This window comes from Salinispira sp., from assembly GCF_059431795.1.
The window spans coordinates 23432-40714 of the sequence record NZ_JBXWXS010000014.1 but is presented as its reverse complement, the minus strand read 5'-3'; the positions used below and the strand labels follow the sequence as shown (position 1 = coordinate 40714).

Here is a 17283-nt window from a genome sequence, read left to right as displayed (position 1 = left end):
ACAGCAGGGGCCGGGCTATCGGAACAGATGAACTATTTCATCCGGTTCAAGATAGGTATCTCTGTGTAAACTCTTCAAAGATGCTTCTCTCTGGGCTTTCAGCCGGTCATTCAGGCTTGGCTTATCAACCTCATAAAATATCCCGCTGTAAAGAGGCTCCCGGGAGTAGGCCATTCGGAATGCCTCCATCCTGTCGTTCCGGGGGTGACTCTCCGGGAGTTCCTCCCAACCGGTTTTCAAGTGTCCCCAGGGCATAGCCTGATAGGTAACACAGGGACTTACAATATGAACTATGCTCATACCTTTGTGTTCAATGGCACGGAGCATAACTTCAAGCATCTGCTTCTGATTCAGAGCCTGTACCCTGGCAATGAAAGAAATATCATAGGAAAGAAACATGGGAATAGGCTCCAGCGGATCATCCTGGGGTCCGAAGGGGGAAGTCTTGGTGCGGAAGTCCAGATCGGTTGTTGGAGATGTCTGGCCTTTGGTAAGTCCGTATATATTGTTATCCATGAGAATGTAGGTGATATCCACATTCTTCCGGGCGGCGTGTACGATGTGCCCCCCGCCTATGCTCAGACCGTCCCCGTCTCCGCCCACTGCGAAGACAGTCAGATCGGGTCGTGCCGCCTTAATGCCGCAGGCAGTGGGGAGCGCTCTGCCGTGGGTGCCGTGCAGACCATATACGTTGAAATAATGGCTGAATCTCCCCGAACATCCGATTCCCGAGACCATGGCCACATTCTCTCTCTGTATTTCCAAAGATTTCATGGCTTTGAGCAGGGAGTTATAGACCGCGTAGTCACCGCAGCCCGGGCACCATATAGGTTTAACATTGGGCTTCTTGTACCAGTTTCCAGCGGTTTCAGGGTTGGGTGATTGCTTCTTCATCTGCGATCCTCGCTACTTTTTCTATGCTTCTGAAAATTTCTTCGGGATTAAAGGGAATCCCCTGAGATTTATGCACTTCTATGGGCTTCACCCGGAATCTGGCGGTGATGAGGTGTGCGAACTGCCCGGTAATGTTTTCCTCCACGATGATTAAGTATTTCAGATGCATGAGAAATCTGCCGATTTGCCGCTCCGGGAGGGGAGAAATGGTATGGGGGTGGAGATGCCGTACCACAATTCCCTGTTCAAGTGCCATGTATCGGGCTTCGCGGATTGCACCTTCTGTGGACCCCCATCCGATAATGCCGATTTCCGCATAGGGGTCGCCGTAAATTTCCAGGGGGTTTTTTTCCAAATCTCTGCTGATGCTGAAGTGTTTCCTTTTGCGCCGGAGGCTCATTTTCAGGTGGTTTCCCGGTGTCTGGTCGGCGCTGCCGTATTCATCGTGCTCCAGCCCGGTTGCAAGATATTCCCCTCCGGGAGTTCCCGGGCGGGACATGGCTGCAACACCGTCTTTGCTGTCCTCATAACGGCGGTAATCTGTCAGCTCATCTTCCAGGGGAGCCAATCGGGATACAATCTCCACCACGTCTGCTTTGGGAACCTTGAAATGCTTCCTGAGATTGCTGTTATCAATAAAATTAAAGCGGTTGAAATCGGGCATTTTCACCGTAGCTTTCCGGTAGCCGATTGACTGATCCAGAAGCACGATGACCGGCAATTGGTACCGTTCTGCCAGATTGAAGGCCCGAATGGTCTGATAAAAGCTGTCCTCCACAGATGTGGGTGCCAGGATAATTCTGGGACTCTCCCCGGCTCCCCCGTACACTGCAAATTTCAGATCAGACTGCTCCGTTTTGGTGGGGAGTCCGGTGCTCGGCCCTCCCCGCTGAACATCTACGATCACCAGCGGGGTTTCCAGCATGGATCCCAAACTCATCTGCTCGGCCATAAGCTGGAGGCCCGGGCCGCTGGTGGGGGTGATCACTTTCTCGCCGGCGAAGGACGCACCGATGATCGCCGATATGCTGGCAATCTCATCTTCCATCTGAAGGGCTGTGCCCCCCACAAGCGGCATGAGGCGGTAAAGGGTTTCAAAAATTGATGTTGATGGGGTTATTGGATACCCGGCTACGAAACGACAGCCTGCGGTAATGGCCCCCAAAGCGACCGCCTCGTTCCCCGAGAGAAACATGTAATGCTCTTTTGCCGGGGGACCGGATGCCAGGGAGAAGCGGGGGCTAATGGCTTGTTCCCTGCCGTATCCGTATCCTGCGTCCAGGGCCAGGAAGTTTTTTTCCAGGAGACCCTGTCCTTTTTTATTAAACCGGTCTTCTAGAAGCTTCCGGGATACCTCCGGCTCCACCCCGAATAAATGCCCTAAAACTCCCAGGGCTACCGCATTCTTGGTGCGCAGCGAATTACTGCTGCTTTTTGCCAGTTCGGTAAAGGGCAGGGGAATTCGTTCATAGTTTCCCCGGGACTCAGGCTCAACCTCCCGGGGATCATAAAACAGTACCCCGCCGTCCTTGATATCTTCGATGCTCCGGTCATAGCCTCTCTGGTTAAAGGCGATCAGATAATCTACCTTGCTGCCCAGGGAATAGATGGTGTTATCCCTGACCCTGATCTGAATCATCGAGTATCCGCCTTTCATCTCCGCAGGATAGGTGATGAAGGTGAACACATGATACAGGGTTCTGGAAGCCGCCCGGGCAAAGAGCTCACCGCAGCTAATCACCCCTTCGCCTGCTTCTCCCGCAACCCGGATAATAAAATCCACATTGGAAACAAAGTCCTGCCTGTCCATTGCAAGCCTCCTGGTACACCTATAATCATATGCGGGAATTTCAGGATGTAAAGGAAAATTTCAATATATTGAACAATGAGCAGTTTCCTTCCCATTAATGCCTTGACCCCCGGCCGGAGGCCCCATAGGATGGGCTGTATATGAAAAGAAATATTCTCATAACCGGCAGCGGGGGAACCCTGGCCCCCCGGGTCATCCGCAGTTTCACCAGATCCGGATGGCAGTGGAGCCCATGGGACCGAAACCTGGCAGATCCAGATGACCGGGATGCCTGTGTCAGTTATTTCCGCCGTGTACGGCCTGACGCCCTGCTGCATCTGGGAATGGGGCATGAAAACTGGGCCGGTCTGCTGGCAGGATTGGCCTCAGATGCGGGGATTCCGTTTGCTTTCACAAGTTCCGTGATGGTGTTCGGTAATCACATGCAGGGTCCCTTCGAGCCTGACCGTGAGCCCGAGCCCGCCGATGATTACGGGGCCTACAAGCTTCGCTGTGAACATGCCGTTCTACGGGAGAATCCCCGGGGGCTGATCATCCGTATGGGCTGGCAATTCGATGAAACAAGCGGTGGAAATAATATGTTCGCCCAGCTTTCCACCCAGGCGGAGAAACAGGGCTTTATATCCGCATCCAAAAAATGGATACCGGCCTGTTCCCATATGAGTGACAGCGGAGAATGGATACGGGATCTGATGCTTCAGGGTGCAGAGGGGGTGTATCATCTGGATGGAAACAGCGGTGAGGCTGAGAGTTTCTATGATATGCTGGTGAAGATACGGGAACTGCTGGATCTTCCCTGGGAGTTGAAAGAAGACAATTCCTTTGTATTTGATCAGCGGATGCCCGATGAACGCTGCCGGCCGATCTCAATACCGGCTCGTTTGAGCCGATCCCGATCTATATGATTTCCCCGAAGCGCTCTCCGGCGTTAGAATCTGAAGCCGTATCGAATGAAGCTGCCCCGGGATGTAATTTGAGCGAGAACAGAAGCCTCCTGGTATTGTGACCAGTAGAGGTACGCCGTCCTTTCCCGGTAATACCGCTCCTTCAGTTTTTCCAGCAGTGCCATCCTCAGCGCCCAGTTTTCTGCTTCGCTGCCGCTGAAGTCCGCTGCTTCAAAGGATATATGCTCCTTTTCAAGCCATGTTCCCGGGAGGGTGTCTCCGGGCGTCAAAAGAGGAGCTGCATTGCTGTTTTCCGGACGGTACTCGGAATAGACGATGAGCCGCTCTCCCGTGCCGCTATGCTCCCGGATTTGTTCCAGAAGGGCGGCCGGATTGCGGCTGAAATAGAGAGAGTCGATGGACAGGATTGAACGGTATTCCAGATCCAGGGTTTCCAGGGCTTCCATGTCATGAAGGTACGCTCCGCCTTTTAGTCTACCGGATGCCCAGCGGACCGCTTCCTCGCTGTAGTCAACACCAGTTATATGCGATGAGCTGAGCTGCTCCAGGAGCTCTCCCTGGCGGCCGTTTCCGCAGCCCAGATCCAGTACGGGAGAATGCATATCAGCCAACTGACCTGCGACCCAGCTTCGCTGGCTGTGGTCACAAAGCCCGATGAAACCGCCCTCTTCATACATTCCTGAGCGCAGCGCCTCGTCTGCCTTGCTCAATTTGCTGAGAGCAGAGCCGGCCTTGAACTCAAACTCCACCCTGTGACGCATTACCCGGTTAAGATTTTTTTCGGGGATTTTGAAGCAATCTCCCTGTTCAATTATCAGCCCCTTCTCTCGGAGCTTGCCTAATTGCTGGCGGATTTCAGATGAAAGGACCGCCGGCATATTGTGCTCTCCGGGAAAAAACTTGTCGGCTTCCTGAAACAGCAGCTCCATGGTCACTTCCTGCCGGGCGGCATATTGGAGGAGGAAGATTATGAGGAGCAGCTTGTCCGGATTCACTGAAGAGCCAGCCTGTTAAGAAGGGGAGCGGCATAAAGCCGCAGGAGGGCGCTTCGGATATGCAGGTCATGATGCTGGAGCTTTTCCAACAGCCAACCTGCACCTTCCCGTATGCTGAGAGTATGGAATGAAGCAGCTGAAGTGGGCTTTATATGCTCAAGGAGTTCTGCGGCCACCGCATTGGATTCCCAGATCCGTGTGCCCTGAATAATGCTCCGATCCAGGCTTCGCACCAATTCTCCCCGTTTCGCCCCCTGAATTCTTGAAGACACATGAATATGGATGCGCCGTTTTCTGTCTTTCAGCTCTCTGAGTACCTGGCTCTTATCCCGGTCCGGGGAGCTGCTGTCGAGAATTCCCAGGTGATCCTTCACCAGAAGATCATCCAGGGGAATTTCTTCATAGCTCATGCTTACCGGAATAATAGGAATTTCACTGCTCAATTCCTCCCAGGATTTTTCCCGGTGGGCCATTTTGATCATGGCCAGAACGGCAGAGTCTGTGCGGTCATTGCCGTCTTTTGCTCTACCGTTTCTCTGGGCAATCCATACATGCTTGCCCGATTCCACCAGTTTCCGAATATATCGGGAGAGTTTTTCCGCTTCCTCAAGTTTTTCATCCGGGTCGGAAAGATTCCTCTTCACGATGAACCCACGGTTCAGGCGAATTAGATGCCCCAGCCACGGAGTGTTCATGAGATTATCCCCTGCTGCATTGAATGCTGTGGTGCCCATCTCGGAATTCAGCATGTAGTTGAAGAGCATGGGATCAAGGGAGGTGCTTCTGTGGTTGGAGATGAAAATTGCCCCTCGTTTTTTCCTGCCCCTGCCCCCCGGGAGATGTTCCTCTCCGCTCCAGCTGACTCCCCTGGTGGTTTTGCGGATGAGGTAGCCAACAAGTCTGATCATGAGCCGACGGAACTGGCCGATTCTCCGTATCCGGAAGATTCTCCGGCGAAGCCTTCTGAAACGTCCCTTCATGCCGCCGATCATTCCGCTGAATCCTGGATCACGGAGCATCTGCCGCCAGCCTTCCCGGAACTGACTGTCTGAGTATGCCTGTATATCTGAAAACTCTTTCATGGTAACCTCTGTTTAATGGGTAAAACTGAACCCTGTTCAATCAAGAACACTATACCCCGGGCAGGGTGGATCTTCAATGCCGCGCCCCTGTGTATCAGCTAATATGAAGCAGCAGCATGTATATTCCTGTGCCTCCGAAAATACTCAATAGGGGATGACGGGTGGCCAGATGGATGAGGGCGGTGACTGCCACTGATACCCATGGAATAAGTATTTCCCGGGAGAGAATAGCTCCCTCCAGCGGAAGGCTGGTGAACACCAGAACTACCATCACCGCAGCAGGAATCCTTCTGGCACGTTTCACAAAACCCGGGTGGGGAATACCACGGTGGAAGATCAGAAAAGGAAGCGCCCGGGTGATTATTGTTGCCAGGGCCATGGCAAAAGTGGCACTCAGCAGATAGATATTCATGAGTCACCCCCCTCTCCGTTTTCTCCAGGCTGGGGAGAATCACCTGCAGAATCACCCTTTGAATTATTTGATGAATCATCCACCGGCAGAAGCATCGCTGCAAGGGCGGAGAGAACGATTGCCGGCAGCAGCAGCTGTTCCCGGATATTGAGCAGATAGAGAAGCACGGAGATGCCCAGAGCAATAACGAAGGGGGCGGCTTTTCGCATGCTCTTAATCTGTTCGATGAGCAGGACGGTGAACAGGGCCGTCATGGAAAACTCTATACCCGGTGCGTCGTAGGGGAGTAAACGGCCTATGAGGGCGCCCATCACAGAACCCAGAACCCAGTAGGAGTGGTTCAGCAGGGTGATATAAAAATCGAACAATTCGGGATCAGAGCCCTCCGGGGCGTCAATACCGGTGAGCAGCCCGTAGGTCTCATCGGTTAACCCGAAAACAATATATGCCTTGAAGCGCCGGAACAGCTGAAACCGTTCCAACAGGGACAGACCGTACACCATATGCCGTGCATTGATCAGAAACACGGCAATACCGATTTCCACCGGAGAACTGCCGCTGCTTATCAATCCCACGGCCAGAAACTGTGCCGCTCCGGCGTAAACGGTCATGCTGATGATAAATGCCCAAATCCAGTGAACGCCGGAGTTTACCAGGAGAAAGCCGAATGCTACGCCGATACTCATGTATCCGAAAAATACCGGCAATGAGCTGCGTAATGCCGATGTGAAGGTACGAAGATGCCGATCCATTCCTTCATTGTACCCATTGCCCGGAAAAGCGTACAGATACGGTACAGATTTCAGGATGCCAATTAGCGGTTGTCATTTCCCCGAAAGGGCTCCATACTACCTGTAGCGCCGGAATATGAACAAATTTGAATATGCATTTCCTGCGGAATTCCGGAACAGCGTCTGCAGGGTTTTCAGGAAGAAGATAAGTAAGAGGACTATTATGGAATTGAACAAGAGAACCATTCCCCAGCAGTTGATGATCAGTGCCGATACCTGGCCGTCGGCGGTTGCCCAATACAGCAAGGATGACGAGGGAAATTTCCAGCCCACCACCTATCCCCAGCTGGTTGAACAGATGTTCATTGCTGCCTCAGGCTTTCTGGAGCATGGCATTGTACGGGACGATCTGGTTGGCCTTATTTCGGAGAACCGGAAAGAATGGCTCCTTGCGGACCTGGGCCTCCAGGCACTGGGTGCTGCGGATGTTCCCAGGGGAAACGACACCATGCCCGGAGAATTGGTGTATATTCTTAAAACAGTGGAAGCAAAGTCCTCGGTGTTTGAGAATATTACCCAGATGAAGAAGGTGCTTGACCGGAAAAAGGAAGTTCCACAGCTGAAAAACTGGATTCTTTTTGATGAGCCGGGAGCAGATGCGAAGGAAACCCTCCAGGATATAGAAGCCCATCTTCCCCGGGGAGGGAAACTGATACTCTTTTCAACCATTTTGGAGAGCGGTAAAGAACATCTTTCCAAGCACCGGGAGGCAATTAAAACCAGCATCGACTCAGGAAAACCGGAGGATCTGGCCACCATCATTTTTACTTCCGGTACCACCGGTGAACCCAAGGGTGTGATGATCAGTCATTGGAATTTTTTGGTTCAAGCTCTCTATATAGATAATAAAATTGATATTTCCGCCGGAGATATTTGGCTTTGCGTACTCCCGGTATGGCATAGCTTCGAGCGGGTAATGCAGTACATATCTGTGGCCAACGGTTCGGCTCTTGCCTATTCCAAACCGGTGGGACCTATAATGCTTGCGGATTTTGCCAAGGTGCGTCCCACTTGGATGGCGTCTGTTCCACGAATCTGGGAAAGCCTTCAGGCAGGCATATATAAGAACCTGAGAGCCAAGGGCGGGGTCAGCTGGGCGCTATTCCGCTTCTTTGTCGCTGTCGGCGGGGCATACAAGCATCAGGAAGCCAAACTCAGAGGGTGGCTTCCCAACTTTTCCGGACGCAGCCGTGTGCTGGATATTGCCGCATCGCTGATTCCCTGGCTTCTTCTGCTCCCCCTCCATGCTCTGGGCAGTGCGCTGGTGTTCGGGAAGATCCGCGCCAAGCTCGGCGGCCGCTTCGTTGCGGGAATTAGCGGCGGCGGCGCCCTGCCGGCTCATATTGATAAATTCTTCTCTGCGGCGGGAATTCTCCTTCTGGAGGGTTACGGTCTCACTGAAACCAGCCCGGTAATATCCGTAAGGACCCAATGGTCTCCGGTACAGGGAACCATCGGTTCTCCCCTGCGATACACTGAAGCCCAGGTACGGGATGAAAACGGAAAGGTTCTGCCTCCCGGACACAAGGGCGTACTCTGGGTCCGGGGTATGCAACGGATGATCGGATACTATAAACGCCCGGATCTCACCGAACAGATGATCGACGGCGAGAACTGGCTCAACACCGGAGATCTGGCGGAGATGACCCATAACGGAGAAATTGCAATCCGGGGAAGAGCCAAGGATACCATTGTGCTCCTGGGCGGGGAAAATATCGAACCTACTCCCATTGAAGCGAAACTCCGCTCCAGCAGCTACATAGATTTTGCCGTAGTCGTTGGCCAGGATCAGAAGTTTCTCGCCGCACTCATTGTTCCCAACCGGGAAAACGTTTTGGATTGGGCGGGAGAACAGGGAATACCCAGCGATGATTGGGAATCTTTCATTACCGGCGATGCGGTACGATCTCTTATCAAATATGAAATTGCCGAGGCAGTAAACGCGAAGAACGGCTTCAGGACATGGGAACAGATCAGCAGATTTACCGTCCTTTCGGGAAGCTTTGAAGTGGGAAAAGAGCTTTCCGGCAAACAGGACCTGAAACGCCATTATATTTCCGATACCTACGCAAAGGAAATCCGGAAGCTTTTCACCTAATAATCCCCCTGTCCCGGGTGCCGCCGCGGTACTGACGGCTTTCCCGGGCCGAAGGCTGGAAGATACAGGCAGGCAACATGGAGCAGAGCATACATATCGGAAAACGGGCCTTTCTCGTATCCTTTGCAGCCCTGTTCACCATTATGATTGTGGCGGGGCTGCTCTCCAGAGTGATTGAGCCGGGGAGCTATGCCACAGTGGTGGAGAACGGCCGTGAGGTGCTGGTGCCCGGGAGCTATGAAACGGGAGATGTGGAAGCTCTGCCCTTTCTGAAATGGCTTGCGGCTCCCGTTCTGGTACTCTTCAGCGATGACTCTCTGATTATTTTGGTTATTATCGCATTTATATGTATTGTCAGCGGAGCCATCACCGTTTTTCAAAATACCGGAATTATCCCCCGTTTAATCCACGAAAGCGTCCAGCGATTCAGGAGCCGCCCGAGAATGCTGGTGGCAGTACTGGTTCTGCTTTTTATGGCCTTCGGTGCTTTTATGGGAATTTTCGAGGAGGTGGTTCTTCTCGTTCCCATTGCCATATCCATAGCTCTCTCCATGGGCTGGGACCGCTTTACGGGCTTGGCCATCAGTATTCTCGCCGCCGGATTCGGTTTCAGCGCGGCGGTGTCCAATCCTTTCAGCATTGGTGTAGCCCAGCAGATTGCCGGTCTTCCCCTCTTTTCCGGCGCCGGGCTCCGGCTGATCATTTTTGCCCTGACGTATCTGTTTCTCCTGTTGTTCATTTTCCGGTATATCCGACGGTTCGGCTCGAATCCTCCCAGGGAGAAAGGAACTCCTCTTTCCCAATACGGGCACTCCGGGGAAGGAGTAGGCGAAGAAGCAGCTCCCCGTCCTCCGCTGCCCAAGCCCGCCGCCTACCGGGCATTTATGCTTTCCTTGCTCCTTATACTCGCATACATTCTTTCAGCTTCTATGGTTCCCGGTTTGTCAGACTACAGCATGCCGGTGATTGCGGGGGTGTTTTTCTTTTCCGCATGGATTAGCGGGTTGCTGGGGGGATTTTCCCTGAAACAGTTGGGAGCGTACTTCGGCCGGGGCATTCTTGCAGTGCTGCCCGGTGTGATTCTCATTCTTATGGCTGCCAGTGTAAAATACATTATTGTTGAAGCCGGGGTGCTTCACAGTATTTTGTACCGTGCTTCTCAAATCATTCAGGGGCAGAACGACTTTTTTGCGTTGGCAGCAATATATCTTCTGGTATTTATTCTGAATCTGTTTGTCGGCTCCGCTTCAGCAAAGGCTCTGCTGGTAATGCCGGTTATTGCGCCTCTTGCGGATATTTTAGGGTTCACCCGTCAGACCGCGGTCCTGGCCTTTTCCTTCGGGGACGGATTCAGCAATCTGCTTTTCCCCACCAATGCGGTTCTCCTCATATCCCTGGGAATTTCCGGAGTCTCCTATTACCGGTGGCTCAAGTTTATTCTCCCCGTTCAGGCGCTAATGTTTATTCTCTCTCTGGGGTATTTGTATGTTGCATATGCAATAGGATACGGACCCTTCTGACAATGGGGGGCGCTGCCCACTCCTGGGCAACTTAGTTCACACCCAGCAAAGCCGCCGGATCTGTCCGGAGAAAAATCTCATCTACAAAACGACTGTATGCTTCTGCAGAGGGGTGCAATCCGTCAACCGCGACCAGCGCGGGATTGGTAATTCCCTCTCTTGTTATGTGGGTGATATTGACGAAGGGGATTTCCTGCTGCCGACAGTAATTTTCCATCCAGCTGTTATATTCGTCGATTTCTCTCTGTATTTCCGCCCGTTCGGCCGTGCTGAGCATCCCTCCATAGGGTGTATAGCTGTAATCCGGAATTGACAAGACCAATATATCCCCTCCGGAGCTGTAGCGCTGGGCCAGGGCGATAAGCCGTGGAACGTCCTCCCGGTATGTGGAAAAGCTCAATCCCCGGAATTGATTATTCACCCCGATTAGAAGGCTTACCATATCGTAGCTTTCCTCGGGAGGACTTTCAGTTAAACTACTGAGGAGATCGGCGGTGGTCCAGCCGGTGCGGGCCCGGTACTCAACGGAGATTTCGGTGTGGGGATATTGTTCTTCCAGTTCCCGGGCGAGAATTGCGGGCCAGCGATCTCCTGCTTCCACCGACTCACCTATTGTGTAGCTGTCTCCCAACGCCAAGTAGCTTGCAGCAGGTTCACCGGGAATGAGCGGGGGTTGTGAACTGCATGCGGAAAAGAAGAACAATGTCAGGATAATACCCGGAAATATCAGCCCCGAAGGACTTAGCAAACGGGGAATCCCCCAAGCGCCGGAGTTGGGTGTAATGCTGGGTCTCAGAAAGGAATCGATGTTTTCATACATGCCTGCCATGTGGAAAATATATTCACTCCAGATGCAAACAGAAAGAAAAATCTGCATTTTGCGGCTGTTTACAGATTGCGGTGGATACAGGGTCATGCTACAGTTTAATTATCTTAATTTCCGGAGGTGCAACATGCAGAATACTATTCAAATTTTCCATAATTACACGCATGGTCCAGAATCAATCTCCGGAATTTCTGTATAAGAACGCATCTATAGTAAATAACCCTTCTATAGTAAATAACATCACCACAGATTCCTTTCTCACCGATTCCGTTCAAATTAATTCCTGTTAGGTAGATTCCGTACAATGGGATATTCACTCCGATCAGCATTGCCAGCTGTTCCAGGGGCCCTGCCATGCGTCGGCATCGGATTTCAATTCTCCATCTCCGGGGTGTTGAAATATTCTTTTTGCTCAGGGAACGGCAACAATTCCCGGGCGACCGAATAATTAACAGGACCATATGGTACATAAATTTTTATATTCCTGGGGATGGACCAGGGAACGTGAACACGATTGGATGAACCGGGTAGAGAAATTCGGGGAGGAGAGCTCTCCCATGTTTCCTGCGCGAGTTATTGGACAGGAGCACCATGTATATTTCCTTGGGACGGGAAAGGACGGTGCTCAGGATGGCGGCATCCACTGTAATGCAGGATCACCGGGTTTGGAAAGAGCCCGCATTTCCGGTCATTTTGAATCCGGAATTTCCACTCCCGCCGAGTATCCTGCGGTGGGCGACTGGGTAGCGGCCCGGCATGAGCAGGGGGAGACTATAATTGAATCCATACTCCCCCGAGGAAGCGGCCTCCAGCGCTGGGCTGCGGGTCGAAAGACTGAGCAGCAGTGGATGGTGAGTAATCTTGACTATTTGCTGCTGGTATTCGCATTGGATGGGGGCAGGAATTTTCTGGAGTCCATGCTTGAGCGCAGTCTCACCGTTGCCTGGAACTCCGGTGCCAAACCTATCATAGTTCTGAATAAACTGGATTCTGCGGCAACTGAGCACGCCCGTACCACCATTGCAATGGCGGAGGAACTGGCCTTCGGTGTTCCCGTATGCGCCGTAAGTGCCCATAGCGGAGAAGGTATAGCCGAACTCATCCAACTGGTGAAAAACGGGGGAACGGAGCGGGCGTTGACCATGGCCATGCTGGGAAAAAGCGGAGTAGGAAAGTCCGCAATTGTGAATTCCCTTCAGTGCAAAACGGGCATCAAGAATGAGGATGGTTCAATTGCCCGGGAGGGGCGTCAGCGCCGGGGTGATCTGCAGGGGCGTCATACAACCAGTTCAAGCAGAATTTATTCGGTGGGAAACGGACTGCTGCTTGCAGATCTGCCCGGACTTCGGGAGCTGAAGATTTGGGGAGAGGAGGAGCAGCTTGATCACAGCTTTCCCGATATTCATGAGCTGGCCGAAGATTGTCGTTTCCGGGACTGCAGGCACGAACATGAGCCCGGGTGCGCGGTTAAACAGGCAATAAGGGAAGGTAGACTCAGCGAACGGCGATTTAAATCCTATCTGAAACTGCTTAGGGAACTGGCGTATCTTGAGCGGCGCAGGTTGCAGGAAGCCCGCAAGGGAGAAAAACGATAATCACGTTGCACCTCATACCTGCGAGTGTCTATGGAAGGCCTTATACAACAAGTTACTATTGCCCGTTGCACCCCGTACCTGCGGGGTGTACACTTGTACCGCGATGCAAAACATTTATAACCCCGCCACCGGTGAAGTGGTGTGCGAACAAAAACGGGATGATCCCTCCACTCTTCCGGATCTTGTCGCCAAGGCGGCTTCAGCCCAGAAAACCTGGAAGCAGGAACCGATTTCCCGGCGGAAGAAGCTGCTCGGGAAGGTTTCTCGGATTATTTCCGATCATGCCGAAGAACTTGCCTCCATGATCAGTGTGCTCACCGGTAAAACAGAAGTGGACGCCCTTGCCACAGAGGTTCTGCCTTCGGTCATATCAGCTTCCTATTACGGCCGGAGTGCCGCCGCAGCACTTGCACCCCGCCCCCTGACCGGCAGCAGTATTCTCTTTTTTAATAAGCGGTCACGGCTCATACGGGAGCCGCTGGGTGTGGTGGGGATTATCAGCCCCTGGAATTATCCTTTTTCCATTCCGTTTCAGGAGGTTGCAAGCGCCCTGATGGCGGGAAATGGAGTGGTCCTCAAGCTGGCCAGCCAGTGTCAGCCTCTTGGGGAAATGATGAAGGGCTACTTTACAGATGCAGGGCTTAATCCTGACCTCCTTCAGCTGTCCCATGTCCCGGGTTCCAAGGCCGGGAGCGGGTTTATTCATTCGGGAATTCAGAAACTGTTCTTCACCGGATCGGTGGAGGTGGGGAAGAAGCTGGCACAGGAAGCGGGTAGCATTCTGCTTCCCGTCTCCCTGGAACTTGGAGGAAACGATGCGATGATCGTCTGTTCAGACGCCAACATTGAGCGGGCGGTGAACGGCGCGATGTGGGCGGGGCTTTCCAATTGCGGTCAATCCTGCGGCGGGGTGGAGCGTATCTATGTTCATGAATCGGTCTATGGGGAGTTCCGTGAACTCCTGTCCCGGAAAATACGCGGTCTGAGGCACGCTGGGGCGGATTCTCAGAAACATCCGGAAAAGAAAGGTTCCAAAGATTTCGATCTTGGCAGCCTCACCACAGAAAGCCAACGAAATTCAGTTTCGGCCCAAATTCGGGATGCGCTGAGCAAGGGGGCGGCGGTGCTGTGCAGCTCCGTTCCCGGCGGTGAAGCATATCATGAGCAATCCCCCAGTCTCCCCGGCTTCGCTCATCCGGTGGTTGTTCTTGAAAATGTTGATATGTCCATGGATATACAGAAGCATGAAAGTTTCGGTCCGGTTCTCACCCTTACCCCGTTTTCCACAGACCGGCAAGCACTGGAGTACGCAAACGACAGCTATCTTGGGCTTACCGCATCGCTATGGACCCGGAGCAGATCCAGGAAAACCTTTTTTCTCCGCGAGCTGGAAGCGGGAGCGGTTACGGTGAACGACCATCTTATGAGTCACGGCATGCCGGAAACCCCATGGGGCGGCTATAAACAGTCGGCGCTGGGGCGAAGCCATTCGTTTCTCGGTTTTGAAGAGATGACCCAGCCCAAGGTGATTGTGCAGGATTTTCTGGACTTTGCACCCCGGCAGATGTGGTGGTACCCATACGGCGGCAAACTCTACGACGGTCTGCTTGCGGCAATTCGAGTCATTAAGGGTCCACGGAGGTTGTTTTTTTCAGTATCTTTACTGAGAACATTCATGCGGATGTTCAGAAAGGAGGACAAATGAAACGGCTGATTATCCTGTTGCTGCTGCTGTCCCTTGCATGGGGAGGAGTGTCAGCTCAGAGTTCCGGAAACGGCGACCAGTCCCGGGAAGGGGATATGAATCTTGCCAGATTTATCCGCAGCAATAATATTCACCGTATCGGCGGATATGCTTCACTGGGGCTGATGACTGCCACAGGAGTAACCGGTTTGCTGGGCTGGGAAGGTCATCCGTATCTGGGATACGCAAGTCTCGGATCGGCGGCCCTGAGCAGCATCGCGGGAACCATTGCCTATTCGGATCGGATTGAGCGGGTATGGCCCCATATGCTCTTCAATGCCCTTGGAGTTACCGGACTCTTTTTAAACGCTTTCGTCCTGGAGCCGGGCAGTATAGAGCACCGTATTAGCGGAGCTGCAGCCATGGGCAGTTTCGCCGCCGGGTATATCAGTATCATTTTGATTACCCGCTGAAAACAACCTTTTCGCCTGCATGCTTCCGGGGCTGTTGGCGTAGATCCTTGAAAATTCCCCGGTATGGAGGAATACATGAAACAAGAGAAAGACATGAAACAATTTGTGAAAAATATGGGACAGACCGACAGAACCCTGAGAATGATCATCGGAATAGCGCTTTTGGCCGCAGGCATTGCACTTCAAATCCTCAGCGGAGGATGGTGGTGGCTTGCCATACCCGGCGTTGTTCTCATGATCACTTCTGCGGCGGCAAGATGTCCCATGTATATTCCATTTGGAATAAATACCCGCAAACCGTCCCAATAGGCCGGAGGCTGGCATTCCCCTATGATAGATATTACCACTCCAGCGTTGCTGTTCCCGGCGCTTTCTCTGCTTCTTTTGGCCTATACCAACCGGTTCATCACCCTTGCAAACCTCATCCGGCATCTGCACCGGGAATCCCGTGAGGAGGGAGAGGAACATGTGAATATGGTCTTCAGCCAGATCAGAAATCTTCAACGCCGTATTTTTTTAATTAAAATTATGCAGATGTTCGGGGTATTATCGCTGTTACTCTGCGTGGTAACCATGTTTCTTCTTTTTTTCTCGGTGCGGCCGGTTGCAGAAGTGGTGTTTGCCCTCAGTCTTATCTCCATGATCACCAGCCTGGGCTACTCTCTGGCTGAACTGAGAATATCTGTTACCGCTCTGAATCTCCAGCTTTCCGACTTGGAGGACGGTTGTGCCGATCATCCCTGATCTGCCTAGCAGTTCTCCCCGGTCTTTACCTGCTACATGGGTAGAAGGAGACCTGTAAGGATTACAGCCGCCACAAGCAGCGGCGGCGGAACTTTGGTGAACCCCAGAATTAGAACCGAAATGAGGCTTACCCCCGCAGCGATAAGGTCGGAACTACCGGCGATAATCAGCCTTGGTGCAGCGGATGCCAGCAGCCCGCCGGCGGCTGCGGAAATTCCGGTAACCGAGAGGGCAAGGGCCCGTATCCCTTTCAAATCTTCCCAGAGGGGATAGACGAAGAATATCAGCAGCAGACCGGGGAGAAAAATTCCGGTTGCCGAAACGATAATCCCCAGCAGCTGCTGCAGGACCGGTGCGGATCTCATTGCCAACCCGCCGGCAAAGGCGGTGAAGCTGAACATGGGGCCGGGAAGTCCCTGTACCAATCCGTAGCCCGCTAAAAATTCCTGGCTGCTCAGGTACTGTCGAAGTTCAACCAGCTCGCTGTACATCATCGGAACAATCACCTGTCCTCCGCCGAATACCAAATATCCGTATCGGAAAAAGCTCTCAAAGAGAACAATCAGGGGAGAATCGCTGAGAACGGTGAGGGCCGGATTAATACCGGCTATGATCAGCACCAGAGCGGGTAGACTCCAACGGGGCTTGACCCGTACCGGATTCCAAAGATTCCGGTCCCAGTTCCGTAAAATTTCAGCCCCTCCTCCGGCCAAAAGTACCAGGGGAAAAATCCATGGCATGGAGAAGAAAAAAGTGATGGCGGCACTGGCAGCAAAAATTATTCCGGTAAATAGATCTTTTATTACCTTACGGCCTATTCTGAATGCGGCAACGATGATGAAGCCCAGAGCCATAGGGCCAATATAGCGCAGTCCCCTTTGAACCGGCTCATATGATTCCACCGATGCATATACAAAACTCAACCCACCCATTGCAGTCAGAATGGGAAACGCCCACACAAGCAGGGTGAGTACCGCAAGAAACCAGCCTCCCTGCTTATAGCCAATAGAGACGATGGTTTGGGTGCTTGTTGGGCCGGGAAGCATGCTGCAGAGCCCAAGAAGCTCCATCAGCTCCTCATCTGTTACATAGCCCCGGCGTTTCACCAGTATCTGTTCAAACACGGAAATATGGCTTTGAGGTCCGCCGAAAGCTTGAAGGGAAACCAGAAATACATCCCGTAGAAACGCTGCCATCAAATGTCTCCTTCTGCACACATGGATGGGTGGAAAATACTACCAATCTGCCGTGAATGAACAGGGCGCCGTGAAAATTCACTGGAAAGACTCGAATTGGATAATTTGATGGGCACTCATCCAGTAAGCCTATGGCCCAGTAAGCCTAGAGAATCAATAATCAGGGTGAAACAGTAAGCCGGCAGAAACGGTAAGCCCCGAAATACAGTAAGCCGGGAGAAAGAGCTGGACAGATTTCCTGATCGGGGACTAAGCTGA

Annotated in this window: 16 protein-coding genes; 8 read left to right on the top strand and 8 right to left on the bottom strand. The window is 52.6% G+C overall.

Features of this window, described 5'->3' with window-relative positions; genetic code table 11:
* Positions 1–15 precede the first annotated feature (15 nt).
* Together AC52PS_RS05225 and AC52PS_RS05220 are read right to left on the bottom strand one after the other, a co-directional pair.
* Positions 16–894 carry a 2-oxoacid:ferredoxin oxidoreductase subunit beta gene (locus AC52PS_RS05225; RefSeq protein WP_495561987.1) on the bottom strand — a complete coding sequence of 293 codons (879 nt, stop codon included), beginning with the start codon at positions 892–894 and terminating at the stop codon, positions 16–18.
* The gene (locus tag AC52PS_RS05220) at positions 869–2704 is read right to left on the bottom strand and encodes a 2-oxoacid:acceptor oxidoreductase subunit alpha (protein WP_495561986.1); all 1836 of its coding nucleotides are present in this window, start codon (positions 2702–2704) and stop codon (positions 869–871) included. Before AC52PS_RS05220 ends, AC52PS_RS05225 begins: the two co-directional genes overlap by 26 nt.
* 140 nt (positions 2705–2844) lie before the next feature.
* Between AC52PS_RS05220 and AC52PS_RS05215 the strand changes: the two genes are divergently transcribed.
* On the top strand, positions 2845–3609 hold the full coding sequence (locus tag AC52PS_RS05215) for a sugar nucleotide-binding protein (RefSeq protein WP_495561985.1): 765 nt from the start codon (positions 2845–2847) through the stop codon (positions 3607–3609).
* A gap of 23 nt (positions 3610–3632) precedes the next feature.
* Here AC52PS_RS05215 and AC52PS_RS05210 read toward each other — a convergent pair whose 3' ends face one another.
* From AC52PS_RS05210 to AC52PS_RS05195, 4 genes are all read right to left on the bottom strand, one after another.
* A complete protein-coding gene (locus AC52PS_RS05210) occupies positions 3633–4604 on the bottom strand; it encodes a class I SAM-dependent methyltransferase (RefSeq protein WP_495561984.1) in 972 nt (323 codons plus the stop codon).
* Positions 4601–5686 (bottom strand): lysophospholipid acyltransferase family protein, encoded by a 1086-nt coding sequence (locus AC52PS_RS05205; RefSeq protein WP_495561983.1) that lies wholly within the window; start codon positions 5684–5686, stop codon positions 4601–4603. The genes AC52PS_RS05210 and AC52PS_RS05205 overlap by 4 nt, the downstream gene beginning before the upstream one ends.
* A gap of 94 nt (positions 5687–5780) precedes the next feature.
* Entirely contained in the window at positions 5781–6098 is a 318-nt protein-coding gene (locus AC52PS_RS05200) for a branched-chain amino acid transporter permease (protein WP_495561982.1), read from the bottom strand.
* Positions 6095–6850 carry an AzlC family ABC transporter permease gene (locus AC52PS_RS05195; RefSeq protein ID WP_495561981.1) on the bottom strand — a complete coding sequence of 252 codons (756 nt, stop codon included), beginning with the start codon at positions 6848–6850 and terminating at the stop codon, positions 6095–6097. Before AC52PS_RS05195 ends, AC52PS_RS05200 begins: the two co-directional genes overlap by 4 nt.
* Positions 6851–7052: 202 nt before the next feature.
* Here AC52PS_RS05195 and AC52PS_RS05190 point away from each other — a divergent pair, with 202 nt between their 5' ends.
* Positions 7053–8987 (top strand): AMP-dependent synthetase/ligase, encoded by a 1935-nt coding sequence (locus AC52PS_RS05190; protein ID WP_495561980.1) that lies wholly within the window; start codon positions 7053–7055, stop codon positions 8985–8987.
* Positions 8988–9064: 77 nt separating this feature from the next.
* Positions 9065–10507, top strand: a complete 1443-nt coding sequence (locus tag AC52PS_RS05185; protein ID WP_495561979.1) for a YfcC family protein — start codon at positions 9065–9067, stop codon at positions 10505–10507.
* Positions 10508–10538: 31 nt separating this feature from the next.
* Here AC52PS_RS05185 and AC52PS_RS05180 read toward each other — a convergent pair whose 3' ends face one another.
* The gene (locus AC52PS_RS05180; protein ID WP_495561978.1) at positions 10539–11336 is read right to left on the bottom strand and encodes an SGNH/GDSL hydrolase family protein; all 798 of its coding nucleotides are present in this window, start codon (positions 11334–11336) and stop codon (positions 10539–10541) included.
* Between the two features lie 554 nt (positions 11337–11890).
* On the opposite strand from AC52PS_RS05180, the gene rsgA reads away from it, so the two are divergent.
* The 5 genes from rsgA (at position 11891) to AC52PS_RS05155 (ending at position 15829) form a co-directional block, all read left to right on the top strand.
* Positions 11891–12928 carry a ribosome small subunit-dependent GTPase A gene (rsgA, locus tag AC52PS_RS05175; protein WP_495561977.1) on the top strand — a complete coding sequence of 346 codons (1038 nt, stop codon included), beginning with the start codon at positions 11891–11893 and terminating at the stop codon, positions 12926–12928.
* Between the two features lie 103 nt (positions 12929–13031).
* On the top strand, positions 13032–14633 hold the full coding sequence (locus AC52PS_RS05170) for an aldehyde dehydrogenase family protein (RefSeq protein WP_495561976.1): 1602 nt from the start codon (positions 13032–13034) through the stop codon (positions 14631–14633).
* On the top strand, positions 14630–15085 hold the full coding sequence (locus AC52PS_RS05165) for a hypothetical protein (protein ID WP_495561975.1): 456 nt from the start codon (positions 14630–14632) through the stop codon (positions 15083–15085). Before AC52PS_RS05170 ends, AC52PS_RS05165 begins: the two co-directional genes overlap by 4 nt.
* Before the next feature lie 75 nt (positions 15086–15160).
* A complete protein-coding gene (locus AC52PS_RS05160) occupies positions 15161–15394 on the top strand; it encodes a YgaP family membrane protein (RefSeq protein WP_495561974.1) in 234 nt (77 codons plus the stop codon).
* A gap of 21 nt (positions 15395–15415) precedes the next feature.
* Complete coding sequence (locus AC52PS_RS05155; protein WP_495561973.1) at positions 15416–15829, top strand: DUF2721 domain-containing protein; 414 nt, start codon at positions 15416–15418, stop codon at positions 15827–15829.
* A gap of 32 nt (positions 15830–15861) precedes the next feature.
* Here the strand turns inward: AC52PS_RS05155 and chrA are convergent, their stop codons facing one another.
* Positions 15862–17025: a chromate efflux transporter gene (chrA, locus tag AC52PS_RS05150; RefSeq protein ID WP_495561972.1), complete on the bottom strand. Its 1164-nt coding sequence runs from the start codon at positions 17023–17025 to the stop codon at positions 15862–15864.
* Positions 17026–17283: the final 258 nt, after the last annotated feature.